Annotated in this window: 18 protein-coding genes and 1 tRNA gene; 7 read left to right on the top strand and 12 right to left on the bottom strand. The window is 71.0% G+C overall.

What is annotated here, in order from left to right; translation table 11 throughout:
• Positions 1 to 324: 324 nt before the first annotated feature.
• Positions 325 to 1,221, top strand: a complete 897-nt coding sequence (locus tag ATK30_RS02395) for an acyl-CoA desaturase (RefSeq protein ID WP_101434094.1) — start codon at positions 325 to 327, stop codon at positions 1,219 to 1,221.
• Positions 1,222 to 1,227: 6 nt separating this feature from the next.
• Here the strand turns inward: ATK30_RS02395 and ATK30_RS02390 are convergent, their stop codons facing one another.
• The 8 genes from ATK30_RS02390 to ATK30_RS02355 all read right to left on the bottom strand — a co-directional run bounded on the left by ATK30_RS02390 (position 1,228) and on the right by ATK30_RS02355 (position 15,317).
• Positions 1,228 to 1,647, bottom strand: coding sequence for a DUF6292 family protein (locus ATK30_RS02390; RefSeq protein WP_101434429.1), 420 nt, complete (start codon positions 1,645 to 1,647; stop codon positions 1,228 to 1,230).
• 192 nt (positions 1,648 to 1,839) lie between these two features.
• Positions 1,840 to 2,118, bottom strand: coding sequence for a hypothetical protein (locus ATK30_RS02385; protein ID WP_101434093.1), 279 nt, complete (start codon positions 2,116 to 2,118; stop codon positions 1,840 to 1,842).
• 45 nt (positions 2,119 to 2,163) lie between these two features.
• A complete protein-coding gene (locus ATK30_RS02380) occupies positions 2,164 to 2,799 on the bottom strand; it encodes a hypothetical protein (RefSeq protein WP_101434092.1) in 636 nt (211 codons plus the stop codon).
• Positions 2,792 to 3,214 carry an acyl-CoA thioesterase gene (locus ATK30_RS02375; protein WP_101434091.1) on the bottom strand — a complete coding sequence of 141 codons (423 nt, stop codon included), beginning with the start codon at positions 3,212 to 3,214 and terminating at the stop codon, positions 2,792 to 2,794. The genes ATK30_RS02380 and ATK30_RS02375 overlap by 8 nt, the downstream gene beginning before the upstream one ends.
• Positions 3,211 to 8,187 (bottom strand): NAD-glutamate dehydrogenase, encoded by a 4,977-nt coding sequence (locus ATK30_RS02370; RefSeq protein ID WP_101434090.1) that lies wholly within the window; start codon positions 8,185 to 8,187, stop codon positions 3,211 to 3,213. Before ATK30_RS02370 ends, ATK30_RS02375 begins: the two co-directional genes overlap by 4 nt.
• A 742-nt stretch (positions 8,188 to 8,929) precedes the next feature.
• Positions 8,930 to 11,500: a hypothetical protein gene (locus ATK30_RS02365; protein ID WP_101434089.1), complete on the bottom strand. Its 2,571-nt coding sequence runs from the start codon at positions 11,498 to 11,500 to the stop codon at positions 8,930 to 8,932.
• 19 nt (positions 11,501 to 11,519) lie between these two features.
• On the bottom strand, positions 11,520 to 13,196 hold the full coding sequence (gene ettA / locus ATK30_RS02360; protein WP_101434088.1) for an energy-dependent translational throttle protein EttA: 1,677 nt from the start codon (positions 13,194 to 13,196) through the stop codon (positions 11,520 to 11,522).
• A 102-nt stretch (positions 13,197 to 13,298) separates the two neighbouring features.
• Positions 13,299 to 15,317 (bottom strand): bifunctional copper resistance protein CopD/cytochrome c oxidase assembly protein, encoded by a 2,019-nt coding sequence (locus tag ATK30_RS02355; protein WP_208637245.1) that lies wholly within the window; start codon positions 15,315 to 15,317, stop codon positions 13,299 to 13,301.
• 143 nt (positions 15,318 to 15,460) lie between these two features.
• On the opposite strand from ATK30_RS02355, the gene ATK30_RS02350 reads away from it, so the two are divergent.
• The 3 genes from ATK30_RS02350 to ATK30_RS02340 all read left to right on the top strand — a co-directional run bounded on the left by ATK30_RS02350 (position 15,461) and on the right by ATK30_RS02340 (position 18,532).
• Entirely contained in the window at positions 15,461 to 16,507 is a 1,047-nt protein-coding gene (locus ATK30_RS02350; RefSeq protein ID WP_101434428.1) for a LacI family DNA-binding transcriptional regulator, read from the top strand.
• Positions 16,508 to 16,694: 187 nt separating this feature from the next.
• On the top strand, positions 16,695 to 17,114 hold the full coding sequence (locus ATK30_RS02345; protein WP_167441818.1) for a peptidase inhibitor family I36 protein: 420 nt from the start codon (positions 16,695 to 16,697) through the stop codon (positions 17,112 to 17,114).
• A gap of 1,341 nt (positions 17,115 to 18,455) precedes the next feature.
• Positions 18,456 to 18,532 (top strand) — tRNA-Arg (locus ATK30_RS02340).
• Between the two features lie 696 nt (positions 18,533 to 19,228).
• Here the strand turns inward: ATK30_RS02340 and ATK30_RS02335 are convergent.
• The 3 genes from ATK30_RS02335 to ATK30_RS02325 all read right to left on the bottom strand — a co-directional run bounded on the left by ATK30_RS02335 (position 19,229) and on the right by ATK30_RS02325 (position 22,604).
• Positions 19,229 to 20,800, bottom strand: a complete 1,572-nt coding sequence (locus ATK30_RS02335) for a sensor histidine kinase (protein ID WP_101434086.1) — start codon at positions 20,798 to 20,800, stop codon at positions 19,229 to 19,231.
• Positions 20,797 to 21,483, bottom strand: coding sequence for a response regulator (locus tag ATK30_RS02330; RefSeq protein ID WP_101434085.1), 687 nt, complete (start codon positions 21,481 to 21,483; stop codon positions 20,797 to 20,799). Before ATK30_RS02330 ends, ATK30_RS02335 begins: the two co-directional genes overlap by 4 nt.
• Positions 21,484 to 21,617: 134 nt before the next feature.
• Positions 21,618 to 22,604: an LLM class flavin-dependent oxidoreductase gene (locus tag ATK30_RS02325; protein WP_101434084.1), complete on the bottom strand. Its 987-nt coding sequence runs from the start codon at positions 22,602 to 22,604 to the stop codon at positions 21,618 to 21,620.
• A gap of 131 nt (positions 22,605 to 22,735) precedes the next feature.
• Here ATK30_RS02325 and ATK30_RS02320 point away from each other — a divergent pair, with 131 nt between their 5' ends.
• Both ATK30_RS02320 and ATK30_RS02315 read left to right on the top strand, forming a co-directional pair.
• Entirely contained in the window at positions 22,736 to 24,685 is a 1,950-nt protein-coding gene (locus tag ATK30_RS02320) for an acetoacetate--CoA ligase (protein ID WP_101434083.1), read from the top strand.
• A 23-nt stretch (positions 24,686 to 24,708) separates the two neighbouring features.
• Positions 24,709 to 25,458 carry an LLM class flavin-dependent oxidoreductase gene (locus ATK30_RS02315; protein ID WP_101434082.1) on the top strand — a complete coding sequence of 250 codons (750 nt, stop codon included), beginning with the start codon at positions 24,709 to 24,711 and terminating at the stop codon, positions 25,456 to 25,458.
• On the opposite strand, the gene ATK30_RS02310 is transcribed toward ATK30_RS02315, so the two are convergent.
• On the bottom strand, positions 25,459 to 25,755 hold the full coding sequence (locus ATK30_RS02310; protein ID WP_167441801.1) for a hypothetical protein: 297 nt from the start codon (positions 25,753 to 25,755) through the stop codon (positions 25,459 to 25,461).
• On the opposite strand from ATK30_RS02310, the gene ATK30_RS02305 reads away from it, so the two are divergent.
• A complete protein-coding gene (locus tag ATK30_RS02305; RefSeq protein ID WP_208637244.1) occupies positions 25,748 to 26,041 on the top strand; it encodes a hypothetical protein in 294 nt (97 codons plus the stop codon). The genes ATK30_RS02310 and ATK30_RS02305 overlap by 8 nt on opposite strands.
• The last annotated feature ends 159 nt before the right edge of the window (positions 26,042 to 26,200 follow it).

Genomic DNA, 26,200 nt, shown 5'->3' with positions numbered 1-26,200 from the left:
TTCCGCCCGCGGCGGCCGACGTCGTTCGGCAATCCGGTGCGCCCCGGTGAATGTTCCCGGGCGCACGAGGTCTTCCGCGTCCTGGGAACCCGGACGCGAGATCACCCGTTGACCAGGGCAGGTCGCGACTGGCCGCACGGCCCTCCCCTGCCCGGTCAGTTCGCAACGCACGGCGTGTCCCCCGGAGCGGCTCCCCTCCGCTCGGCTCGCGCCGCGGCATCGGCCTCGGCCCCGCAGAGCGCGGCGGCCGGACCAGCTCGAGTAGGAGCGTTACCCATCGACACCCAGAGCACCGTCCAGCGTCCCCCGAAATCGCCCCAGCCCATGCTCGCCGGCCGCAAGAGCGGCACCGAGGCATTCCTGGTGAAGCTTTTCGCCGTCGTCCCCCTCGTCGCGGTCGCCGCGGCGGTGCCCCTGGCCTGGGGCTGGGGGCTGAGCTGGCTGGACATCGGCCTCGCCGCCGCCTTCTACTGCGTCAGCGGCCTCGGCATCACCGTCGGCTTCCACCGGTACTTCACGCACGGCTCGTTCCGCGCCCGCCGCGGCCTGCGGATCGCGCTCGCCGTCGCGGGCAGCATGGCCATGCAGGGACCGGTCATCGACTGGGTCGCCGACCACCGCCGCCACCACGCGTACTCCGACCGCGACGGCGACCCGCATTCGCCGTGGCGTTTCGGCACGTCGCCCGCCGCGCTCGCCAAGGGCTTCTGGCACGCGCACATGGGCTGGCTGTTCGGCCGCGACCGGACCAACCCGCGCCGCTTCGCCCCCGACCTGCTCGACGACACCGACCTGCGGACGATCGACCGGCTCTTCCCCGTGCTGACCGTCGGGACGCTGCTGCTGCCCGCGCTGCTGGGCGGCCTGATCACGATGAGCTGGTGGGGCGCGCTGACCGCGTTCTTCTGGGCCGGGCTGGTCCGGGTCGCGGTGCTGCACCACGTGACCTGGTCGGTCAACTCGCTGTGCCACCTGATCGGCGAGCGCCCGTTCGAGGCGCGCGACCGGTCGGCGAACTTCTGGCCGCTGGCGATCGCGTCCTTCGGCGAGTCCTGGCACAACTCGCACCACGCCGACCCGACCGGGGCCCGGCACGGCGTCGGCCGCGGTCAGCTCGACATCTCGGCGCGGCTGATCTGGATGTTCGAGAAGTTCCGCTGGGCCTCGCACGTGCGCTGGCCCCGGCCCGAACGTCTCGCGCGCAAGCTCAAGGCCGCCTGAGCGAACTCAGGCCCTGCGGACCCGCTCCTCGAGCCGGGTCCGCAGGTCGCCGTGGCTGGACACCGCCAGCGCCGGCCCCGGACTCCCCGCTTTTTCGGCCGAGCTCAGGACGTCCGCGACGAACCGCCGCACCCGCTCCGGCGCGGGCGTCACGTCGCCGCCCAACTGGGCGACCGGCTGCGGGGATTCGGCGGGCGTCGTCTCCACCGCCACCGACCAGCCTTGCCGCATGGTCCACAGCAGCATCAAATCCCGGCCGGGGAACCGCGGGGACCGGCCGCTCAGCGCGACATACGCGGTGACCGTGTCGGTGACCTCGCACGACGTGCACTCCACCGACACTCCGACCGCGGCGGCGACCTCGCGCACGTAAGCGGCCAGCGCCTGCCGCAGCACCTGCGGATCGTCGGCCGTGGGCAGGGACATCGGACGTTCCGGACCGGACAGGAGCATGGGTCTCCTCTTCCGCCGCCGTCTCCGCTTCGCGCGGAACCGAACCGGGGTCGGGCCATCGCGCGAAGGCCGGCGGTCGCGATGATCGGGGCCGCACCGGATCGGGCATCCGGCAGCTGGACCGGACTCCGACTCTACCCGCTGGGACAACCCCCGCAGCCGCGATCAACCCGTCTGGCCGCCGCCGAAATCGCTCGAAGAGCCGCCGCCGTCCGAGGAATCGGCGATCGACATGGCGATCCACGCGGCGAAGAGTCCTGCTTGGACATACGGCGCGGCCTCCCCCACCGCGCGCACCACCGACCGGGCACGACCGGGTTCAGGCCCGGCTTTCGGCACGGGCTCCCCGGCCGCGTCCGCGGGCCGGTCCGTGCGCCACGGCGTCTCCTCGGGCCGGACCTCGGCGAGGAAGTCCGCGGTCGGGTCGCCGTCGGGTTCGGTCATCCGTTCACGATGGCGCCGCCGGCGGGCTCCCGCCAGCGGACCGGCTCAGAACACCAGCGGCAGCAACGCCTGGCGCCGCTTCAGCACCGCGCCGTAGCGGGCGTCGAGGCGCAGCCACGAATCAGTGGCGGTCACGCGGATGACGTCACCGTCGATCGACGAGTCGAACAACCCCATCCCGGACAGCGCGAACAGGCACCGCATCTGGACCTTGACCTCGAGGTCTCCCCCGGTGACGGTGAGCACCGCCTGGTCCATCAGCGAGGCGGGCGGCGTGCCGTGCGGCCCGGCGTTGTCGCGGGCGAGCGCGACGCCGCGATCGGCGAGATCCGACACCACCCCGACCGGCAGCTCGTCGACCTTCTGCCACCGGTCGGACACCGGCAGCTCGGCGTGCCACAGCAGGTCACGCGCGGGACCCGGGTCCATCACCTCGCCGCCCGCGACGGCGAGCGCCGCGAGCAGTTCGTTGCCGGGCACCGTGACGTCCGCCGGGGTCACCGTGCCCGCGACCGCGCGGGTCGCGAGGACCTCGAACGGCGTGGCCGTCCACGCCTCGACGACGTCGTCGCCCCGGCGGCGCAGCCGGACGGCGGTCGTGCCGTCCAGCCGCACCGCGCGGGCGACGAACGCGCTGAGCGTCTCCCGGTCGTCCGGATCCGGAATCCGCAGCTCAGGCATCGGCCAGCACCCGCTTGAGGAATTCGGTTTCCTCGTCGCTGAACCGGCGCGGCCGGAGGTTGACCGTGTCGTACGGGGCGAGCACGGTCTCCGCGGTGACCGCGACCGGGTCGGTCGCGTCCGGGCCGGTCCGCACGACGTACCCGAGGGTCACCGTAGAGGCCTTCAGCTCGGTGAGCGTGATCTCCACGCGCACCGAGCGGCCGGGCGCCGCGACGATCGGCGCGCGGTAGTGCACGGCGAGCTTCACGACCACGACGCCCTTCGGCAGCTCGGTGAGCCCCGCGCGCTCGGCTTCGCCGAACAGCACGGGGACCCGGGCCTCTTCGAGCAGCGTCACCACGTTCGCGTGGTTGACGTGCCCGTACACGTCCATGTCCGACCATCGCGGCTGGACGTGGGAAACGAATGTCACCGCACCGTGCTCCGGATCTGGCGCGCGGCCACGGACAGCGTCGCGAGGTCGAGCCGCCCGGAACGGGTGATCTCGTCCAGCGCCACGCGCGCCCGCGAAAGCCGCGACGCGTTGGCCTTCTCCCATTGCCCGATCTGCTCGTCGACCGACAGGTCCTGGTCGCTGTGCCGCAAGGCGTCGAGCGTGATCGCGCGCAGGGAACCGTACACGTCGTCGCGCAGCGAGAGCCGGGCGAGGGCGTGCCAGCGGTTGCCGCGTTCCAGTGCGCTGATCTCGGTGAGCATCTTGTCGATGTCCAGGTGGTCCGACAGCGCGTAGTACAGCTCGGCGGTGTCGGCCGGGGTGTGCGTCGCGTCGAGCCCGACCTGCTGTTCGGCCAGCTCCGCCACCTCGACCACGTCGAGCAGGCCGTAGCTGTGCAGCAGCAGCGCCACCCGGCGGGCGAGGTCGGCGGGCACGCCCTCGTCGACCAGGGCGGCCGCGTCCTGCTCCACCGACTCCAGTTCGCGTCCGCGCAGGAGCTCGCCCAGCTTCGGGCCGAGTTCCGCGACCACCGGGCCGAACCGGTTGATCTCGGCCAGCGGCGCGAGCGGTTGCGGGCGGTTGGTCAGGAACCAGCGCGCGGCCCGGTCGAGCAGCCGCCGCGTCTCCAGCACCATCCGGTCCGCGACCGCGGTCGGCACCACGTTGTCCAGCGCGTCGATCTCGGTCCACAGCCGCGGCAGGTCGTAGACGTGCGTGACCACTGCGTACGCGCGCACCGCGTCGGTGGCGGTCGCGTTCATCTCCTCCATCAGGCGGTAGACGAACGAGATGCCGCCGCCGTCGACCAGCTCGTTGGTGATCAGCGTGGTGATGATCTGGCGGCGCAGCGGGTGCTGCGCGATCGCCGCGGCGAACGGCTCCCGCAGCGGAGCCGGGAAGTACTCCGGCAGCCTACGGGTGAACACCTCGGATTCGGGCAGGTCGGAGGCGAGCAGCTCGTCCTTGAGGTCGAGCTTCACGTGGGCGAGCAGCGTCGCCAGCTCCGGCGAGGTCAGGCCCTCGCCCGCCTTCTCCAGCGCGCGGAACTGCGACGGGGACGGCAGGGCCTCCAGCTTGCGGTCGAACGCGCCCTTCGCGACCAGCGCGGACACCTGCCGCGCGTGCACCGACACCATCGGCCCGGCGTGCGCCCGGCTGACCCCGAGCACCGCGTTCTGGCGGTAGTTGTCCGCGAGCACGAGCGCGCCGACCTCGTCGGTCATCTCGCCGAGCAGCTCGTTGCGCCGCGCGTGCTCCAGTTCGCCGCCCGCCACCAGGTGATCCAGCAGGATCTTGATGTTGACCTCGTGGTCGGAGCAGTCGACGCCGGCCGAGTTGTCGAGCGCGTCGGTGTTGATCTTGCCGCCGTTGCGGGCGAATTCGATGCGACCCAGCTGGGTCAGGCCCAGGTTGCCGCCCTCGCCGACGACCTTCACGCGCAGCTGGTTGCCGTTCACGCGGATCGCGTCGTTGGCCTTGTCGCCCGCCGCGGCCTGGCTTTCGCTCTCGGCCTTGACGTAGGTGCCGATGCCGCCGTTCCACAGCAGTTCGACCGGGGCCAGCAGAATCGCCTGGATCAGGTCCATCGGCGCGAGCTTGGTGACGCCCTCGTCGAGGCCGAGCGCCTCGCGGACCTGCGGGCTGATCGGGACGGTCTTGGCCGAGCGCGGGTAGATCCCGCCGCCCTCGCTGATCAGCGAGCGGTCGTAGTCGTCCCACGAGCTGCGCGGCAGGTCGAACAGCCGCCGCCGTTCCGCGTACGACGACGCGGCGTCCGGGTTCGGGTCGAGGAAAATGTGCATGTGGTTGAACGCCGCGACGAGCCGGATGTGCTCGGACAGCAGCATCCCGTTCCCGAAGACGTCGCCCATCATGTCGCCGATGCCGACGACGGTGAAGTCCTCTGTCTGGGTGTCCTTGCCCAGCTCGCGGAAGTGCCGCTTCACGCTCTCCCACGCGCCCTTGGCGGTGATGCCCATGGCCTTGTGGTCGTAGCCGACCGAACCGCCGGACGCGAACGCGTCGCCGAGCCAGAAGCCGTACTGCGCCGAGACCTCGTTGGCGATGTCGGAGAACTTCGCGGTGCCCTTGTCCGCCGCGACGACCAGGTAGCTGTCGTCGGCGTCGTGGCGCACCACGTTCGGCGCTGGCACGGTTTCGCCCTCGACGCGGTTGTCGGTGAGGTCCAGCAGGCCGGAGATGAACATCCGGTAGCAGGCGATGCCCTCGGCGAGCTGCGCGTCGCGGTCGACCCCGGCGTCGCCGGTGGGCCGCGGCGGGCGCTTCACCACGAAGCCGCCCTTCGCGCCGACCGGCACGATCACCGCGTTCTTCACCGCCTGCGCCTTGACCAGGCCCAGGATCTCGGTGCGGAAGTCCTCCTGCCGGTCCGACCAGCGCAGGCCGCCGCGGGCGACCTCGCCGAACCGCAGGTGCACGCCCTCGACGCGCGGCGAGTACACGAAGATCTCGTACTTCGGGTGCGGCTCGGGCAGCTCCGGAACGCCGCTCGGGTCGAGCTTCAGCGCCAGGTACGGCCGCGGGTTCCCGTCGGCGTCGCGCACGTGGTAGTTCGTGCGCAGGGTCGCGTTGACGACCGCGAGCAGCCTGCGCAGGATCCGGTCCTCGTCGAGGCTCGTGACCTCGTCGATCATCGAGGAGATCTCGGCGGTCAGCGATTCCTCGTGCGTCTTGCGGTCCACATCGGACAGTTGCGGGTCGCAGCGGGTTTCGAAGAGCCGCACCAGTTTCGTCGCGACCTCGGTGTGCTTGACGACCGTGTTCTGGATGTAGGCCTGGGAGAACGGGCTGCGCGCCTGCTGCAGGTAACGCGAGTAGGCCCGCAGCACCGCGGCCTGCCGCCAGGTGAGCCCGGCCCGCAGGACCAGGGCGTTGAGGCCGTCGACCTCCGCGTCGCCCTGCCACGCGGCATGGAAGGCGTCCTGGAACCGTTCGCGCACCTCGATCGCGGCCGCTTCGTCCGCTTCCTCGAGGCCCTTTTTGTCGACGCGCAGGCCGAAGTCGTAGATCCAGCTGGCCCCGCCGTCCTCGCGGAACAGCTCGTACGGCCGCTCGTCCACCACCTCGACGCCCATGGCCTGCAGCACCGGCAGCACCTTGGACAGCGTGACGCCCTCGCCGCGCAGGTAGAGCTTGAATCGCCGCTCGCCCGGTTCGGCGTCCGCGGGCAGGTAGAACGACAGCGCGAGGTCGCCCTCGTCCGAGAGGGTGTCGAGCTTGGCGAGGTCGGCCAGCGCGTCCTCGGCGGTGAAATCTTCCTTGTACGCCTCGGGGAACACTGCGCCGAAGCGCTGGCCCCGGTCGACCGCGGACTCCTCGCCCGTCATCCCGGTCGGGCTGCCGTCGCCGACACGCTCGCGGCGCTCCGCGATGATCGCCTCGACCAGCCGGTCGTCCCAGCTGCGCACAACGGTGTTGAGCCGTTCCTGGATCCGCAGCGTGTCCGGCTCGATGACGTTCGACGGGTCGGTGTGCACCATGAAGTGCACCTGCGCGAGCAGCGTTTCGCCGACGCGCGCGCTGTACTCCAGCTGCGTGCCTTCGAGTTCTTCCAGCAGCACTTCCTGCATCGCCAGCCGCGAGCGCGTCGTGTAGCGGTCGCGCGGCAGGTAGACCAGGCAGGAGTAGAAGCGGCCGTACGGATCGCGGCGCAGGAACAGCCGCAGCCGTCGCCGGTCGGACAGCGTGATCGCGCCGGTGGTCGTGGAGTACAGCGAATCGGTGTCCGCGGAGAACAGGTCCGCGCGCGGCCAGTTCTGCAGGACCTCCAGCATCCGCTGGCCGGAGAACGATTCCATCGGGAACCCGGCGCGGTGGATCACCTCGCGCACGCGCTGGCCGACCACCGGGATGTCGAGCACGTTCTCGTGCAGCGCGGTCGTGGTGAACATGCCGAGGAACCGGTGCTCGCCGGTGACCTTGCCCTGGTCGTCGAACGTCTTCACGCCGACGTAGTACGGATAGACCGGACGGTGCACCGTGCTCGGCGCGCTGGCCTGGGTGAGCACGAGCAGCGACGGCGCGAGCGCGTCAACGGAGCTGTCCGGGCCCGCGGTGAGGCTGCGCGCGGCGAGGCTGTCCTGGCGCAGCACGCCCAGCCCGGAGGCGAGAACCGCGCGCAGGGCGGGCTCGTCGCTGTTCGGCTGCGGGCTGTCGACCAGCTCGTACTTGCGGTAACCGAGGAAGGTGAAGTGCCCGTCGGCGAGCCAGCGCAACAGGCGCGCGCCCTCGGTGACTTCGTCGCCGGGCAGCTTCGGCGGGTGCTGCTCCAGCGTTTCCGCGAGCGAGCAGGCCGTCTGCGCCATCTTCTCGGCGTCCTCGACGACCTCGCGCACGTCGCCGAGCACCGACGTCAGCCGGTTGTCCAGCTCGCGCGCCCGCTGCGGGTCGGTGACGAGGTCGATCTCCACGAGCATCCACGATTCCGCGGACGCGCCGGCGGGCGGATCGGCCGGGTCGGCGTCCAGGTGCAGGCCCTCCAGCTCGCCGGTCAGGCCGCGGCTCACCACGACGATCGGGTGCACGATGCGCTGCACCTGCACGCCGTCGCGGGCGAACTCCGCGGTGACGCTGTCCACGAGGTAGGGCATGTCGTCGGTGACGACCTGCACGACGGTCGCGTCGCGCGTCCAGCCGTCCTCGGCGGTGGTCGGGTTCAGCAGCCGGACCGCCGGGCGCCCGGGCATGCGCTTCTTCGCCAGCTGCAGGTGCGAACGCACCGCGCCGACGAGCGCGACCGGCTCGTCGCCGACGATCTCGTCGGCCGGAATGTGCCGGTAGTACAAGCGGATCAGGTCCGCGATCTCCGGCGCCTGCGCCGCGGCGGTGTCGATCAGCTCGTCCCGGATCTGTTCCGGGCTGGCCGTGCGGCGGGCGGCGCCGGCTTCGGTGCCGACATCGGGCGGGGACGAGACTCCCGTCGAGCTCATTGAGCAACTCTCCAGTGTGCGAGACCGAGATGCGTCCGTCACCACAACGTGCCGGACATCCCTCACCCTAATCCGCGCTCGACCGCCCCCGTGCGCGGCGGGGAAAGACTTAAGGTTCGTTTCCGGGATCCCCGGCGGCGCGCTCGGGCGGGATCGGTTCAGCTACCGACGAGTTCGGACCGGGCGGCGGTCGGCAAAAGGCTTGGCACGAGGCCGGAGCGCCGGTTTCGCGGGCGCGGCGGCCGCTTCGGGATCGGTTCAGTGTCCGTATCGCCCGCGGCGAGAACGGAAAAGGTTGCGTCCCTCCCCTGCGAGAATTCCCACCCGTACGGGCTAATTCTTCCGTTGCGGCGGAGGGAGCGGGGTGGGCTGGGCGGAGCAGCCTCGCTTTCAGGATGGGGCAATCGCGGGGTGCTCGCAGATCGGCGGGCCCGGGTGGCTCGTTGCCGCATAATCTCGGCGCGTCCAGCCAGTGACTGGGAAAACCGCTTGGCGCAGCGCAAAACGCGACGAGCGGCGGAGCTTTTCCGCTCCGGCACGGAGTACTTGCGCGGAGGTGCGTGAGCCGCGTGGCTGCCTCCCGCAGAAGTCCGTGAAGGGCTCCTTGCGGGAATCAGATTCCCGCAAGGAGCCCTTCACGGACCGCTAAACCCAAAGCCGCGTCCGCGTCGATGCGCGATTCCTTGCCCTGCCGCGGAATCTGCCCGGCCGTGCCAGCGCTTCCCTTGCGGCGCGGGAACTTTCAGTCGCCGTTGTTGCGGTGGCGGTCCGCGGTCGCGCGGCCGTTGATCGGCTTCGGTTCGTCGTTCGGGCCGAGGCGTTTCACCAGCGCGGCCGCGCTCGCGGTGCCCGCCTGGTGTTCGGCGAGGGCGCGGGCGAGCAATTCCGCGAGACCGGCGTCCGGCGGCGGTTCGTCCTCCGCGATGGCGCGTGCGTAGCCCTCCGGGAACGGCTGCTCCGACGGAGTCCATGCGTCGATGTCGGACAGCGGGTCGAGTGCGGGCGGCATCCGCAACCGCGGCAGCCAGGGCTCCTCGACCGGGTCCGGTTCCTCCGGCCGCGGCGCGGGAGCCAGGTCCGGCTTGTCCTTCGCCGCCGGTTCCGGTTCCGCCGCGGCGGATTCGGCGCGTCCGGGCTCGTCGGCCCGGCGCCGTCCACCGCCTCCGCCGGTCGCGGTGATGCCCAGCCGGTCCAGCACGGACTTCGCGGCGACCGAGCCGTGTTCGGCGTCGTGCCGGGTCTTGCGCCCGCGCACGTCGCGGCGGGCCGCTTCCTCCTGCGCCCACTCGGCGCTTTCCCACAACGGCGCGGCGGGCTCGTCCGCGGGAGCCGGGGCGAGCGGCAGCTCCGGCAGGATGTCCGACAGATCCGGCATCCGCAGCGAGAACTTCGGCGGCTCGTCGGTCTCTTCCGCCGCGCGACGAGGGGTTTCCTCCCGCGCCCACGGAATCTTCGTTTCGTCGGACTGCGTCTTCTCTTCCCGGCGGGCAGGAGCGTCCTCCGCGGACCGACGCGCCGCCGGCGGCTTCTCCGGCCAGCGAACCGAGGTGTCCTCGGCCTTCTTCGGTGCACGACCGGGCACGGTCTCCGCGACCTGCGAAGCGGCCGAGTCCGCCGTGCTCTTCTGCGGCGTCTCGGACCGCGGAACGGACACGTCGGCCCGGGAAGCCCGCGCCTCAGCCGCGTTCTCGGCGACTTGCGCCGGACGACCCGACTCGGCCCGCGAAGCCTCTTCCCGGCCGCCCGGCTCGGCAGCCGCCCGCTTCCGCGGTGCAGGCGCTTCCGCGTCCTTCCGCCCGAACGGCCGCGCCCATCCCGGCAGCACCGGCGACTTGCGGTCCTCCGCCCGCCGCCGTCCGCCCGTCCGCGGGGCCTCCTCGGCCGATTCCCGGATCGCCGGAAGCACCGAGGTCTGCTCGACCTCCGTCTCCGCCGCGGCCCGCCGGAACGACCACGCCGGCTTCTTCTCCGCCGCCTCGACCCACGCCGAAGCCGAGACCGGCTCAGCGGCCACCTCGACCTGCGCCGGAACGACCGGCAACGGAGCCGCCACCGGATCCGGCCGCTCCGCGGGGACGTCCCGGATCGCCGGCATCACCGAGGTCTCCTCGGCCGCGACCCGCGGCTCGACCTCCATCGACACCGGGCGGCCGTCGCGGGGAGCGGACGCGGCGAGGACGTCGTCGAGGTCCATCGAGGCGATCGAGTCCCCGCCCAGCTCGCCCGCGATCAGCCCGCACGCCTGGCGCCGGGCCCGCGAGTGCACGTGTTCCGCGGCCCGAGCCCGGTGCAGGCACCCGATGGCCTCTTCCGCGCTGCCGAACCGTTCCTCGATCTGCGCGAGTTCCAGCCACAACCGCGCGGTGACCGCCGCGAGCCCGTGCCGGTCGGTGGCCGCGACGGCCTCCCGCACCAGCTCGGCAGCGGCGTCTCCCGCGCCGGAGGGCAGGTGCACCCGGGTCGCGACCGCCAGCCGCAGCCACGCCGCGGGCGCGACCCCGGCGGCACGCACCGGTTCCCGCAGCACGGGCTCGGCGATGTCGTAAGCCATGTCCGCGTCGCCGCGGTCGAGCAGCGTGCTGACCAGCTGCAGCACGAGCCGGATCCGGACAAGACCGCCGTCGTCGCGGGGACGGTCCATCTTCTCCAGGAATCCGAGCCCGGTCCGCGCGGCGTCCGCGGCCGCGGTCAGGTCCCCGTGCCGGCGCCGGTGCGCCGCGGTTCCGTTGCGCAGCAACGCCCGCATGAGCAGCCGGTCGTCCGCGTCGAGCGAATCGTCGGCCACCAGCAACCGGTCCGCCTCGACGAGCACCCGGTCCAGCTCCGCCTTCCGGCCGAACTGGGCGAGGCACCCGACGAGATGGCACAGCGCTTCGGCGCGCAGCGACGGCGGCACGTCCTCGGACAGCACCGGCCGCAGCGCGGCCAGCCCCATCAGTGGAACGCCGAGGCTGCGCGCGCAGATCGCGAGGTCGACGCGCAGCCGCGCCGCCGTCGTCGCGTATCCGGCGTGCTCAGCCGCGCGCAAAGCCGCGACCGCGCGGCCGACCGTGGACGTCCGCGCCCCGGTCCGCACGCGAGCGGACACCACGAGCGCTTCCGCCCGGATCCAGTGCCCGTCCGCGCCCGCCGCCTCCGCGAGCGCGGCCGAGCGCTCGCCGAGAACCAGCGACAGCTCGGGCGCCCGCAACCGGAGAGCTTCCGCCCGGTCGATCAGCCGACCGAGGTCGGCGAGGGTCCCGCCACGGGCAACGGCGGGCCGCCCGTCCGCGGTCGCGGACGGGCTGGGCCGGTTGTGCCTGCTGGTTTCCACTCGGGACCCCCCGCGCCGGTCAGTCGCGCTTCAGCTTGCGGTGGGTGACCCGGTGCGGACGCGCCGCTTCGGCGCCGAGGCGCTCGACCTTGTTCTTCTCGTAGCCCTCGAAGTTGCCCTCGAACCAGAACCACTTCGCCGGGTCCTCGTCGGTGCCCTCCCAGGCGAGGATGTGCGTCGCGACCCGGTCGAGGAACCACCGGTCGTGGGAGATCACCACGGCGCAGCCGGGGAACTGCTCGAGCGCGTTCTCCAGCGAGCCCAGCGTTTCGACGTCCAGGTCGTTCGTCGGCTCGTCCAGCAGGATCAGGTTCCCGCCCTCTTTGAGCGTCAGCGCGAGGTTGAGCCGGTTGCGCTCGCCGCCGGACAGCACGCCGGCTGGCTTCTGCTGGTCCGGGCCCTTGAAGCCGAACGCGCTCACGTAAGCGCGCGAGGGCATTTCGGTCTGCCCGACGTGGATGTAGTCGAGCTTGTCGGACACGACCTCCCACACGGTCTTCTTCGGGTCGATCCCGCCGCGGCTCTGGTCCACATAGGACAGTTTGACCGTCTCGCCGATCTTGACCGTGCCGCCGTCCGGCTCCTCGAGCCCGACGATGGTCTTGAACAGCGTCGTCTTGCCGACGCCGTTCGGGCCGATCACGCCGACGATGCCGTTGCGCGGCAGGTCGAACGAGAGCCCGTCGATGAGCACCCGGTCGTCGAAGCCCTTGCGCAGCTTCTCGACCTCGACCACGACGCTGCCCAGGCGCGGGCCCGGCGGGATCTGGATCTCCTCGAAGTCGAGCTTGCGGTGCTTGTCCGCCTCCGCGGCCATCTCCTCGTAGCGGTCGAGCCGCGAACGGGACTTGGTCTGGCGCGCCTTGGCGTTGGACCGCACCCATTCCAGCTCGCTCTTGAGCCGCTTGGCGAGCTTGGCGTCCTTCTTGCCCTGGACCTCGAGCCGCTCGCGCTTCTTCTCCAGGTAGGTGGAGTAGTTGCCCTCGTAGCCGACGACGCGGCCGCGGTCGAGCTCCATGATCCACTCGGCGACGTTGTCCAGGAAGTACCGGTCGTGGGTCACGGCCAGGACGGCGCCCTTGTAGTTGGAGAGGAACTGCTCCAGCCACAGCACGCTTTCGGCGTCCAGATGGTTGGTGGGCTCGTCGAGCAGCAGCAGGTCGGGCGCGGACAGCAGCAGCTTGCACAGCGCGACGCGGCGGCGCTCGCCGCCCGACAGGTGGGTGACCGGCTCGTCCGGCGGCGGGCAGCGCAGCGCGTCCATCGCCTGTTCGACGGTCGAGTCGAGCTCCCAGGCGTCGGCGTGGTCCAGCTCCTCCTGGAGCTGGCCCATCTCCTCCATCAGCGCGTCGCTGTAGTCGGTCGCCATCTGCTCGGCGATCTCGTTGTACCGGTCGAGCTTCTTCTTGGTGTCGCCGAGCCCCTCCTCGACGTTCTGCCGGACCGTCTTGGTCTCGTCCAGCTCCGGCTCCTGCATGAGGATGCCGACGCTCGCGCCCGGCTGCAGGAACGCCTCGCCGTTGCTGGCCTGCTCGATCCCCGCCATGATCTTGAGAACGGTCGACTTGCCGGCGCCGTTCGGGCCCACGACGCCGATCTTGGCTCCGGGGTAGAAGGCGGTGCTCACGTCGTCGAGGATGACCTTGTCCCCGACGGTCTTGCGCACCTTTTTCATGGTGTAGATGAACTCGGCCATGACAGCGATCGTAGAGTGGCTCCTCCGGCGGCTTGACGGCGGTCACCACCGCGCTACCCAGGGTCAAGTCGAGGTCACTCCGGCGACATTGTTTCCGGCGCGCTATTCCGCCCGTTTGCCCTCGGCGAGGTTCTTCAGCATCGCGTTGTAGGCGGCCAGTTCCTCGCCGCCGGTGGTCTCTTCGCGCCGGTCGCGCCGCTTCGCCTCGCGCTCGTCCTGGCGGGCCCACTGCACCAGCAGCGCGATCAGCACGAGCAGCACCGGGACCTCGCCGGAGGCCCACGCGATGCCGCCGCCGAGCCGCTGGTCGGTCAGCAGGTCGCCGACCCACGGCAGCTTCAGCGACGAGTAGAACTCGCGGCCGATCACGGTCTGCATGTTCATCAGGATGACGCCGAAGAACGCGTGGAACGGCATCGCGCCGAACATCATCCCGAGCTTGCCGACCGGCGGCAGCCGCCGCGGCGCGGGGTCGACGCCGATCACCGGCCAGTAGAAGACGTAGCCGACGAGCAGGAAGTGCGCGTTCATCGCCAGGTGCGCCCAGTGGTAGTTGAGCGCGTTGTCGAAGAGGCCGGAGAAGTACAGGCCGTAGAAGGACCCGACGAACAGCAGCAGCGCGACGATCGGGTTCGTCAGGAACCGCGACACCGGCGAGTGCACGGCGGCCAGCAGCCATTCGCGCGGTCCGGGAGCGCCTTCGCGGCCGGCCGGCGGGAGCGCGCGCAGGGCGAGCGTGACCGGGCCGCCGAGCACCAGCAGGACCGGCGCGACCATCGACAGGAGCATGTGGTTGCCCATGTGCACGCTGAACATCGCGGGCGCGTACCGGCCGATGCCCGACGACGTGGCCAGCATGATCACGGCGCAGCCGGCGAGCCACGACACAGTCCGGCCGGTCTTCCACGCGTCGCCGCGCTTGCGCAGCCGCCGCACGCCGGCCAGGTAGAGGCCGGCCAGGACGATCGCGAGGGTGCCGTAGACGAGGTCGAACCGCCAGTCGGTGAGCAGCCGCCAGAACGTCGGCGGGCCTTGCAGGTCGTAGCCGATGAGGAGTTCGACGGTGCCCGGCTGCGTGACCGCGTCCGGCGGCGGTGGCGTGCGGGCGAGGCCGGTCGCGATGCCGATGGTGACGAACATGATCAGCACCTCGACGGCGGCGAGCCGCAGCAGCTGGCTGCCGCCCTTGCCGTCGACGAGGTTCGCGACGCCGCGGCTGCGCTGCTGCTGGCCGAAGACGCCGAGCAGCAGCAGCGCGACGATCTTGGCGACGACGAGCAGGCCGTAGTCGGTGGTGAAGAGGTCGCCGAGGTTGATCCGGACCAGCGCGTTGACGATGCCGGACACCGCCATCACGACCCAGCAGACCAGCGCGAGCTTGGAGAACCGCTGCGCGGCGAGGCTGAGGTTCTTGCCGCGGCGCCAGCCGAGCGCGAGCACCGCCAGCAGACCGCCGACCCACAGCGCGGCCGCGACGAGGTGGAACAGCAGGCTGTTGGTGGCCAGGTCGTGCGAGCCGCCGCTGGCCGAGTGCCCGGTGACCGCGACCGGGACGAGCCCGGCGACGGACAGGAAGAACAGCACCGCCGTCCAGCCCCAGCTGAGCACCAGGCGGCAGCCGAGGGCGAGCAGGAGCGCGATCAGCGCCGTCCAGAGCCACGCCTTGGGCTGCTCGATCGCGCTGACGAGGCTGAGCAGGGTGTCCGGAGAAAGAACGTCGCCGAACGGCTTGCCCGCGCTGTCCGCGGCGGTGAACGCGACGGACAGGATCGAAGCGGCGAACCACGCCCACGCGGCGATCCCGGCGGTGCGGACCGCGGCGTACCCCTCGGGGGCGAGCGTGCCGGATTTCTGTGGCGGCACGAGGAAAGCGGCCAGCAGCAAAGCGCCGACACACACGACCGACGACGCCTCGGCGAGCACACGGACCACCGTGACGCCGTAGCGCGTGACGAGGCCCGGGTCCGGCAATCCGGCGATGACGTAACCCGCGCCGCCGGTGAGCGCGACGAGCCCGACCGCGACGACCGCCGCGAGCACTACTCCGACCGAAAGCAGCGGAAGCACACTGGTCTTGCGTCCGCGGTTCGGGGCGGGTTTCGTCACAGGTTCCGAGCTCACAGTACGAGACTAGGCCGGTCGCGCGCGCGGCGGCACGGGGGTGGGTCTCTCCGCGCATCGCCCGTTCGCGGCGTTTGCGCTGGTCGAGCCGGGTTGCCGGACGGAATCCGGTGCACCGCAAGGCTTTCCTCTATGCTCCGCCGATGACCAGCAGCCGTCGCCGCCGCCCGACGCTGGACGACGTCGCGGAGGCGGTCGGGGTGTCGCGCGCCACTGTGTCGAACGCCTACAACCGGCCTGACCAGCTGTCGACGCAGCTGCGGGAGCAGATTCTGCGCGTGGCGGGTGAACTCGGTTACCCCGGTCCGAACCCGACCGCCCGCAGCCTCGCCACGAACCGCACCGGCGCGATCGCTTTCCTGCTGGATTCGTCGCTGTCGGCGGCCTTCTCCGACCCCGCGCTGTCGATCACCCTGGACGCGCTTGCGAAAACCGTAGAACCGACCGGGAATGCGCTGCTGCTGTTGCCCGGCCGCGAAGCCGAGGAGGGCCCGCCGGCGTCGCGAGTCCTGGCCGCCCAAGCGGATATCGCCGTGGCGTACTCCCTCGCCGACGGAACTCCCGCGCTGGAAGCCGTGCGGGCACGGGGTTTGCCGCTGGTGGTCATCGACCAGCCCCCGCTCCCGGAAACGGCCCGAGTCGGCTGCGACGACCGCGGCGGCGCGGCGTTGGCCGCGCGCCATTTAGTGGAATTGGGCCATCGGCGCTTCGGAATCCTGGCCGCCCCGCGCCTTTCCGGCACCGCGGCCACCAGCGCCTTCCACGGCACCCGGGAACGCCTCGCCGGATACCTCGACACGCTCGCCGCCGCCGGGATCACCGACATCACCATCACCGAAGCCCCCTGGCTCTCCGCCTCGACCGCCCGCGCGGCGGCCACCGAACTGCTCACCGCTCCGGTGCGTCCGACGGCGCTGCTGTGCATGTCCGACCAGCTCGCCTTCGCCGCGATCGCCGCCGCCCACCGGCTGGGCCTGCGCGTCCCCGCGGACGTCTCGATCGTCGGCTTCGACGACACCCCGCAGGCCGCGTGGTCTGAACCACCGCTGACCACCGTGCGCCAGGACCTGGCAGGCAAGGGCCGCGTCGCCGGAGAACTGGTGATGGACCTCCTCGCCGCGTCGCCTGTGCCCCCGCCGATCGAACTCCCGGTGTCGCTGGCAGTCCGCGAAAGCACCGCGGCGATTTAGCAAGACCGTTCGGCGATCTGTGGACAACTAGGTCTCTTCCGGGTGAAGGGAAACTACTTGTCCACAGACGTAGGAATGCGGGCAGACAAATCGCACGAAACCCGCCAAGGTGGAGAACACGCCCGGTTTCCCGGGATACCGCCGGCCCCTTCGCCGGCACCGCTTCGATTGAGGGGGAGTTCCCATGATGTTCCGCCGCCTGCTGCCTTTCCCGGGTCGCCGCTCCCGGCCCGCCGCCCCGTCCCGCCTGCCCGGCGTGCTGCTGCTGGTCACCGCCGGTCTCCTGACCACGTCCGGCCTGGCCCAAGCCGCTCCTGCGGATCCGCCCGCTCCCGCCTGCGGTGCCGGCGAGTTCTGCCTGTGGGACACCGAAACCTATTCCGGAAGCGCACAGAGTTATGACCTGCGCACGGTAAATCCGGGTGATTGCATTCCCCTGCCCGAGGGATTCCAAGGCCATTCCTTCGTCAACCGGATGACCCGCGACGTCACCATCTACCAAGGAGCAGACTGTTCCACGGAGGGCGATTTCATCACCTATCCGGGCGGCGGCACGTACGTTCCGCAGTCCCCGTTCGCGGTGCGCGCCCTGAAAGTGTGGGAATAGCCCCCCGAGACCGGGCCAGGCGAACGAGGCAGCTCCAGGACGAGTCGACTCGCAGCCCCAGTTCGCCGGCCCGGGGGCCGCACCCCCGAGCGGCCCCCCGGCCCGTGGGCGCGCAGCCCGGAAGATCCGCGCCCACGGGCCTCGGACCCCTCGCCTCCCGCCCCAGCCCCCGACCCGGCGGCGGGAGGCGAGGCCCGGGTCCCGCCACCGGCCCCGACCCGGTGGCGGGAGGCCAGGCCCGAGTCCCGCCCTCGGCCCCGACCCGCGCTGAAGTCGGGAGTCGAAACCCGGGTCCCGCCCCCGATCCGCACGGGGAACGGGAGGCGACGCCCGGATTCCGCTCCCTGCCCGGGCTGGGAGCCCGGAAGGCGAGATCTGGGTTCAGCTCTCGGCCCCGACCTGCGAGCCGAGAGGCGAAACCGGAGTTCCGTACCCAACCCGACCTGCGAACCGGGAGATGAAACCCAGGTCCCGCCCCCGGCCCCGCGCTGGGAGTGCGGAGCCGGAACTCGGGTCCCCCTCCACACTGGGAACCGGGAGGTGAAACCTGGGTTCCGCCCTGGTCCGCCGCAGCTCAGACGGATGCCCGTCCGGTGTCCGGTCCGGCCGCGGGTCTGCCCCAGTCCGCCGCTCGCGTACCGATGCCACCCCGCGTCAAGCCCGGCTACCGGGTCCGTCCCGCAGCACACCGGCACCCGCCCGGATCAGGCTCGGCTGCGGGGTCCGCCGCTGCTCACCGATGCCCGCCCACGTCAGGTTCGCCGCAGGTCTCCCTTGTCCACCCCCACATACCGGCACCCCGCGCGGGTGATGCTCGGCTGCGACATCCGGCACTGCCCCACACCGGCACCCGCCCGCCGCCAGGTTGAGGCGCAGGTCAACCAGGCCCGCCGCGCACCGGTACCCGCCTCGCATCAGCCTCCGGACCGATCAGCCGCCGATCCATGCCACCACCGCTTGCCTGACCAGACACCCAACCTGGTCCGCCTTCACACCTCACTGCCTGACCACAACCGCCGAACAGCCCAACTGTCCCCGCCCAGGCCAGACGCCCAACATCACAAGATCGCCGCACTCCCTGCCCGCCCGCAACGCCCCGACCCCGTCGGACCAACCAGGAGATCCAGATGTCCAGGCTGCACAAACCGCCGCCCGCTCACCGCACCAGACCGCTTCCCCGCGCAGTGCGTGCCGGAACCGTCGCGCGCTGTGGCATTCCGCCCCCGAAGAACCGCAAATCCGACGAACGGAAGCTGAAACGATTCGACGGTGTCGAACGATCGAGAGATTGGCGATGACTAAGCTGCCCATGCTGGAGGTCAGCAGCTGTCAGCCGCCCGGGCCCTCGTAGCTCAGCTGGATAGAGCAAGAGCCTTCTAATCTCTAGGTCGCAGGTTCGAGTCCTGCCGGGGGCACCACCAGGGGAAACGCTGTGCGAGACACCAGCACAGCGTTTCTCCAGCGAGAGATTTCGCCTCCCGGGTCCGCGGGACCGCACCCGTCAGCGATTCACCACGCCAGGCGCGCGCGACGCCGGAAGCCCGACGAGCACGTTCTTCACGACCCGCCAGCCCTACCTGCTGACCGGACCGAGACACACATGTGATCTTTCCCTGCCCGCCCTTGCCCCGGGACAACCATGACCCATCACCGCGAGCCCAGCCGACGGACGCGGAACGGAGCAGCCCGAGCCCTCTTCGAGGAAGCCCGCCGCGCCGGACTTGTCCAACGGCACCTCCGCAAACTCCACCACCTCGCCCGACACCCGCACTCACCGGCAGCAAGCAGGCAGCAACCACCCGCAACCCCGCCCGCCGCCGCAGCGCATTCGGCCACAACACCAACGCACGGCACCGAACCGACCCGAGCACGCCAGCCGAGACGCCCGTCAGCACAGCAACTCGCCCTCGACATCGACCTCGCCCACCGGCCCACAACACCGTTGCACCGACAGTCCACACAGACCACGCCATCCGACGAAGCCGCCTAACCAACACCCGTTGTCGGTGCCAGCGCAGTGACCTTGGGCTCCTTCGCGAAAACGGCTAACTACGCGGCAACACGTCCGGACGTTGGCAGGAGCGTGCCGGGCAGGCCCCTGCGTGCATACGACTTCACCGCGGCAAGGAGACCTCGACCGACGTTCCCTCCCCCGCCTTGCTGCGGACTGTCAGCTCTCCGCCCATCGCCTCCGCCAAGCCCTTCGCCAGCGGCAGCCCCAGCCCGACGCCCTGATCGCTGTCGACACCCAGCCGATCGAAGGGCGTGAACAGCCGTTCCAGGTGCTCGGGCGCGATGCCGCGGCCGCTGTCCGCGACGGCCACTACCACCCGGCCAGCGTCCGTACGAGTGGTGACTTCGACGGTTCCGCCGGGCCGGTTGTACCGGACCGCGTTCGAGACCAGGTTCAGCAGGATCTGCTTGAGCCGCCGTTCGTCGCAGCAGCACCGGGCCGGTTCGCCGGAGCTGGCCAGCTGGACGTTTTCCGCGTCCGCCAACGGTTCCATCAGCTGCAGCACGCTGGTGACCACGTCCGTGACGTCGACGTCGGCCGGGTGCAGCGGCAGGGACCGGGCCTCGATCCGGGCGACGTCCAGGACGTCGTCGACCATCGCCAGGATGTGGCCGGCCGCGGTGGCGATGTGTTCCAGCGCCGCTTTGCGCCGGTCCGGCGGCAGGTCGAGCGAACCAAGCAGCTCGGTGAACCCGGTGACGGCCTGCAACGGGGTGCGCAGCTCGTGGCCCAGAGCCGCGACGAAGTCGGTCTTGGCGCGGCTGGCGTGCTCCGCTGCCCGCTGGGCGACCTCCGCCTCGTGGCGGCGACGGCGTTCCCGTTCCGCCGCTCGGCGCTCGGTGACGTCCAGGACGTTGGCGATCAGCCGCACCGGCGTGCCGTCCGGGCCGGCCACTGGCGACACGGAGACGACCACGTCCAGGGTGCGGCCGTCGGGATGCGACAGGGACGCGTCCGGTCCCGTCGGGGTGAGCAGCTGATCGAGGCGGATGCCGACCAGTTCGTCTTCGGTGCGGCCGAGCAACTCCCGCAATGCCTCGTTGGTTCGGGTCACCGCGCCGTCGGGCTCGGTGATCGCCATGCCGATCACGTTGTCGTCGAACGCGCGCCGGAAGCGCTCCTCGCTGTCGGCGAGGGCGCCGAACAGCGAGTCGTGGTCGATGGCCACCGAGGCCAAGTGAGTCAGACGGTGCACCAAGCCGTGTTCGCGGGCGGTCGGCTGGTGGGTGCGTTCGTGGTAGACGGCGAAGGTGCCGACCACGCCGGCGCGGCCGCGGATCGGCGTCGACCAGCAGGACCGGAGCCGGTGTGCGCTGGCGAGGTCTCGGTAGCGCACCCAGCGCGGGTCGGTCGTGACGTCCTCCGCGACGACCGGCACGCCGAGATACGCGGCGGCGCCGCACGATCCGGCGTCGCTGCCGATCGGCAGCCCGTCGATGCGGGAGGAGTACGCCGCCGGCAGGGACGGGGCCGCGCCGTGGCGCAAGGTCGCGGAGTCCCGGTCCAGCAACAGGATGGAACAGTGGCAGCCGGGCATGAGCCGTTCCAGCGTGACGGCGACCTCGGCCAGCACGTCGGCCAACCGCGCGCCGCCTGCGATCTGTTCCAGGACCCCTGATTGGGCCCGCAGCAACGCTTCGGCGTCAGAGGTCGTCTCGTGCGTACGAGTCATGGCTCGAACCGGTAACCGACGCCGCGGACAGTCCGGACCGGACGCGGGCCGAGCTTCTGGCGCAAGCGGTGGACATGCTCGGTGACGGTCGCCTCGCTCTGCCACTCGGCGGCGCTGGCCCAGACCCGGTCGAGCAGCTGGGCGCGAGTGAACACCTGCCGCGGGTGTGCGGCCAGGAAGGCAAGCAGGTCGAATTCCTTGGCAGTCATGGCGGTTTCGCGTCCGTCGACGAAGACTTCGCGGGCGGCGTGGTCGATCCGCAGCCCGGCCGCGGCGACCGGTTCGGCGGGTGCGGAACGGCGCAGCACCGAACGCACTCGTGCGACCAGCTCGCCGGGCGAGAAGGGCTTCACGAGGTAGTCGTCCGCGCCGAGATCGAGGCCGACGATCCGATCGGTCTCGCCGCTGCGGCCGGAAAGGACGATCACCGGCAGCGCCGAATCCCGTTCGCCCCCGCGCAGCCGGCGCAGCACGTCGAGACCGCCGATCCCGGGCAACGCGAGGTCGAGGACCACGAGGTCGAGGGGCTCCCGTTCGATGGCCTCCAGAGCCCGGCGGCCGTCCGCGGCTTCGGCGACCCGGAAGCCCTCGGCCTCCAGCTGCCACGCGACGACCGTGCGCACCCGCGGATCGTCGTCGACGACCAGCACCAGCCGCCCCGGCTTCGTCGCGCTGACCGTCATCGCGGGCCCCTTCGCCGGACACTCGGCCGCCGCGCGGCGGCCACCCCTCATCGTGCCGCACCAGGACAGCGCGGGCCAAGCACGCGGTCTTGCCCGGGCGACGGCGGTGTCGCCCGGGCACATGAACGCGGCGGCTAGGCGGCGTTCACCTTCGGCATGATCTCCTCGGTCAGCCGCTTGATGTCGTCGATGGTCTTCGCGGTCGGCACGTCCCGGAACGGCGGCCACAGCAGCGGCATGGTCATTCCGGCTTCCTTGTACCGCTTGAGGATGTCTTCGATCTGCTGTGCGCTGCCTGCCAGCAGGTTGGTGGCCTTGCCCGCGGGAGTCTGGTCCATCGGCTCGTCGGTGATGACGAACCAGATCATGCTGCACATGTCGAAGCCGTCCGGGAAGCCGCGGCCGAGCTCGCCCAGTTCGCGCTCCATTTCGCCCTTCCAGCGCTTGATGTCCTCCGGGCTGTCCTGGATGCCGATCCACCCCTGCAGTCCGTACTTCGCGATGCGCTTGGCCGAGCGCTTCGGGTCCTTGAGCCCGGAGAAGTAGATCGGCGGCGGCTGCTGGACCGGTTTGTGGCCGAAGCCGGACGGCGGGAAGTCCGCGAACTCGCCGTGGTATTCGAACAGCTCGTTGGACCAGATGCCCTGCATGATCTCGATCGTCTCGCGGACGTGGCCGTGCCGGCGCGGAAACAGCTGCGGGACGCTGGCCGCGGCGAACTCCTCGGGCATCCAGCCGGAGCCGACGCCGACGTTGAGCCGGCCGCCGGACAGGTGGTCCTGGGTGGCGAGCTCGGCCGCCAGCACGCCGGGAGACCGGTACGGCGTGTCGATGATGCTCATGCCGATCCGGACCTTCTGAGTCTTCGCGGCGAGCCACGGGATCAGCGTCATGCCCTGGAACCACTTGCCGCGCGCGACGACCGGCAGCGCGTTCGGCAGGTCGGACATCATGCCGAACGGGTACTGCAGCTCCCCGCGGTCGGAGGACTCGGGCACGCAGATCCGGTCAAGGGTCCAGACGGAGTCGAAGTCGCGGTCTTCGGCGAGCGCGGTGAGGTCCTCGAGCTCCTTCAGCGTCACCTCGTCGCGGAAGTTGGGCAGGTAAAGAGCGAGCTTCATGCGTCCGGCCTCCTCGGGACATCGTCGTCGGAGCCGATCGTGGCGCGGCCGTCTCAACCCGGGCACACGCGATTCTCAAATCCCGAACAACAGCGCCGCGAAATTCGGCCCGCCCCGGCTATGTTCCGGGCATGGACGTGCTCTGGCGCCCCACGGCGGACCGCATCGCGAAATCTCCGCTCCGCGCGTATCTGAACTGGCTGGAGGAGCGCGAAGGGCAGCCGTTCCCCGACCACGACGCGCTCTGGGCCTGGTCAGTCGCCGACCTGGACCGGTTCTGGGCCTCCGTCGTCGACTACTACGCCGTCGAGTTCACCGCGCCCTGGACGCGAGTGCGGACCGCTGGCCCCATGCCGGACACCCGCTGGTTTCCCGGGGCACGGCTGAACTGGGCACACCACGCGCTCCGCCGAGGCGCCGACGAAGACACCGCGCTGATCTGTGTCCGAGAAGGCGACCTGACCGAACGCGAGTTCTCCTTCGGCGAGCTGCGCCAAGCGGTGGCGGCCGCGGCCGGCTGGCTGCGCCGGGCGGGCGTCCGGCCGGGCGACCGGGTCGCCGCCTACCTGCCCAACACCGAACACGCGGTGATCGCCTGTCTCGCGACCGCCGCGGTCGGAGGCGTGTGGGCGTGCTGCTCCCCGGATTTCGGCGCCGACGGCACCATCGGCCGCCTCGCGCAGCTGGAGCCGGCAGTGCTCATCGCAGCCGACGGATACCACTGGAACGGCAAGGAGATCGACCGCCGCGACGTCGTCGCCCGCCTGCGCGAGAGCCTTCCGGGCCTGCGTCGCTTCGTGCACGTTCCCTATGTCTTCGACCAGCCGCATCCCGACGGTGCGACGCCGTGGGACGAGCTGCTCTCGCGGCCCGAACCGCTGGCGTTCGAACCGGTCGAATTCTCCGATCCGCTGTGGGTCCTGTTCACCTCCGGCACCACCGGATCGCCCAAGGGCCTGGTGCACGGCCACGGCGGAATCACGCTCGAAGGGCTCAAGTGGTCGGGGCTGTACTGCGGGCTGCGCGCCGGGGAGCGGATGTTCGCCTGCACCTCGACCGGCTGGGCGTTGTGGAACATGCAGCTCGGCGCGCTGAGCCAGGGCGCGGCGATCACGCTTTACGAGGGAAGCCCCACCCGTCCGCCGGGCGCGATCTGGGAGGTCGCCGCCCGCACCGGCGCGAACGTCATGCTGCTGGGCGCCGCGGTGGTCACGGCGACTGCGGCGACCGGCGTCTCTCCCCGAGCGGAGCACGACCTGAGCCGGCTGCGGCACCTGATGGTCAGCGGCTCGGCGCTGCCCGCGGACGGCTACCGCTGGGTGGCCGACCACGTCAGCCCGGATCTGCGGATCGACTCGACCAGCGGCGGCACCGACATCTCCGGCTCATTCGTCGGCGGCAACGAATACGCCCCGGTGCGGGCAGGCCGGATCGGCGGCCGCCTCGCCGGCGTCGACTGTGCGGCCTGGGACGACACCGGTCGACCGGTCGTCGACGAGGTCGGCGACCTCGTGATCACCCAGCCGATGCCGTCGATGCCGGTGCGGCTGTGGAACGATCCGGACGGCGTCCGGTACGCCGAGTCCTATTTCGACACCTGGCCCGGCGTGTGGCGGCACGGCGACTGGGTGACCGTCCACGCCGACGGGAGCGTCTCGGTCCACGGCCGGTCGGACGCGACGCTCAACCGGGACGGCGTGCGGCTCGGCAGCGGGGATTTCTACGACGTGCTGGAGGGAATCCCGGAGATCGCCGACTCCCTGGTTGTCGGGATCGACTTGCCGGACAACGGATACTGGCTTGGCTTGTTCGTCGTCCCCGCACCGGAACACCGGCTCGACGAAGCGCTCGAACGGCGGATCGTCGACACCCTGCGAACTCGGCTGACGCCGCGGCACGTACCAGACGAGATTGTCGCGGCGCCCGCCGTGCCACACACATTGAGTGGCAAGCGGCTCGAAGTGCCGGTCAAGAACTTGTTGGCGGGCAAGGAATTGGAGAAGGCCGCGAACCTGTCCTCGATCGACGACCCGGACACGCTGCGCTGGTACGCCCGGTTCGCCGCGGAGCGATTCCGCTGACCCGGCCCGAGAAAGGAGCGCGGATGCGGCTCGGCGCCACCCTCGCCCGCCTCGGCCCCGGGCCGCCGATCGCCATCGGCGAATGGGCGAAACGGCTTGCCGGAGAGGGCTTCGAGAGCTTGTGGGCCGCGCAGGTGATCGGACGCGGCTTCCTGGCGCCGGACCCGTTCGTCGCGCTGGCCACCGCAGCGACCGCGGTCGACAACATCGAGGTCGGCACCGCCACCCTGCAGGTACCGCTGCACCATCCCGCCGACCTCGCACACCGGATCCTGTCGCTCAGGGCAGTATGCGGCGACCGCTTGGCACTCGGGGTCAGCCCTGGATCGACCGACCTCGACTACGCCGCCTTCGACCGGGACTACCGGGCGCGCTTCCGGGTCTTCTCCGAGAACCTGCCGCGACTGCGCCATCTGCTCGAGCTCGGACGAGACGATCAGGCCGACCTCGCCCCGCCCGGACAGGCCGGCTGTCCGCCGCTGCTGCTCGGCTCTTGGGGCGCCAACGTCGAGCGGGCAGCGCGCGAATTCGACGGATGGCTGGCCTCTGCCTACCGCCGCGACCCCGATCAGATCATCGCCGCCCACCAGCGATACCGGGCCGCCGGCGGCCGCCGGGCGATCGTGTGCGCAATCCCGATGTCCGCGACGGACGATCTCGGGCCGTCCGCCGAAGTTCTACAGCGTTACGCCGAGGCGGGATTCGACGACGCCGTCGTCCTCATCGGACCGGAGGGACCGGACCCGGCGAGGGTGCGAGCCTTGCTCCCCTAGTCACTCCAGGCCGTCCCGCGGCCGCACGCCGAACCCGGTACTCGGCTCGACCGCGGCGGGACCGCGACGATGAGCAGCGCGGTGACCATGCCCCCCGTGGGCACCGGATTGGAAGGCATCGATCAGGAGCATGCTGAATTCGTCGAACATCGCGAGCAGCGTCGCGTCACGGTCGGCAAAGCTCGCGTAGAAGCGGCGCTTCAGCAAACGGGTATCCGCCGCACTGCGGTGGGCTTCGTCGATCATGCCGGAAGGGGTCGACTTCGCCGTCGAACAAGACTGCAACGTCATGGTCACGCCGCTGATGAAGGGCGACGAGGAAGTCGCCGACCTCAAGCAGAAGTTCGATACCGCCGTCGCCAACCACCCCGAAGTCCCCCAGCCCCAGATCATGGTCCTGCGCCACACCTACGCCCACTCGCCCGACGACCCCGACGGCTGGCGCCCCGCCGCCGCGGCGATCTCCCGCTTCTACCGCACCTTCGGCGCAACAAGACCGCTCCCGTCAACGGATTCCTCGAACTCAGTCCGGAGTCGAAATTCGCCGAACGGCCCGAATTCGACCTCGACTGCGGATCGGTGACCGCCAACGGGTCACGACAGCCCGTGGCGGTCACCGTCAACATTGGAGGCATGCTCCGCAGCGCCACACCCGCGCCTTCGCCGTGGTCGCCGGTGAGCCCCGCCGGGACCTGGCGAGCAACCCATGCGGCTCCTGAAGTCCAGTGGCCACGAGGTGGTC

The organism is Amycolatopsis echigonensis (genome assembly GCF_002846615.1).
Classification (GTDB): domain Bacteria; phylum Actinomycetota; class Actinomycetes; order Mycobacteriales; family Pseudonocardiaceae; genus Amycolatopsis; species Amycolatopsis echigonensis.
This window is presented reverse-complemented; position numbering and strand designations above follow the sequence as displayed.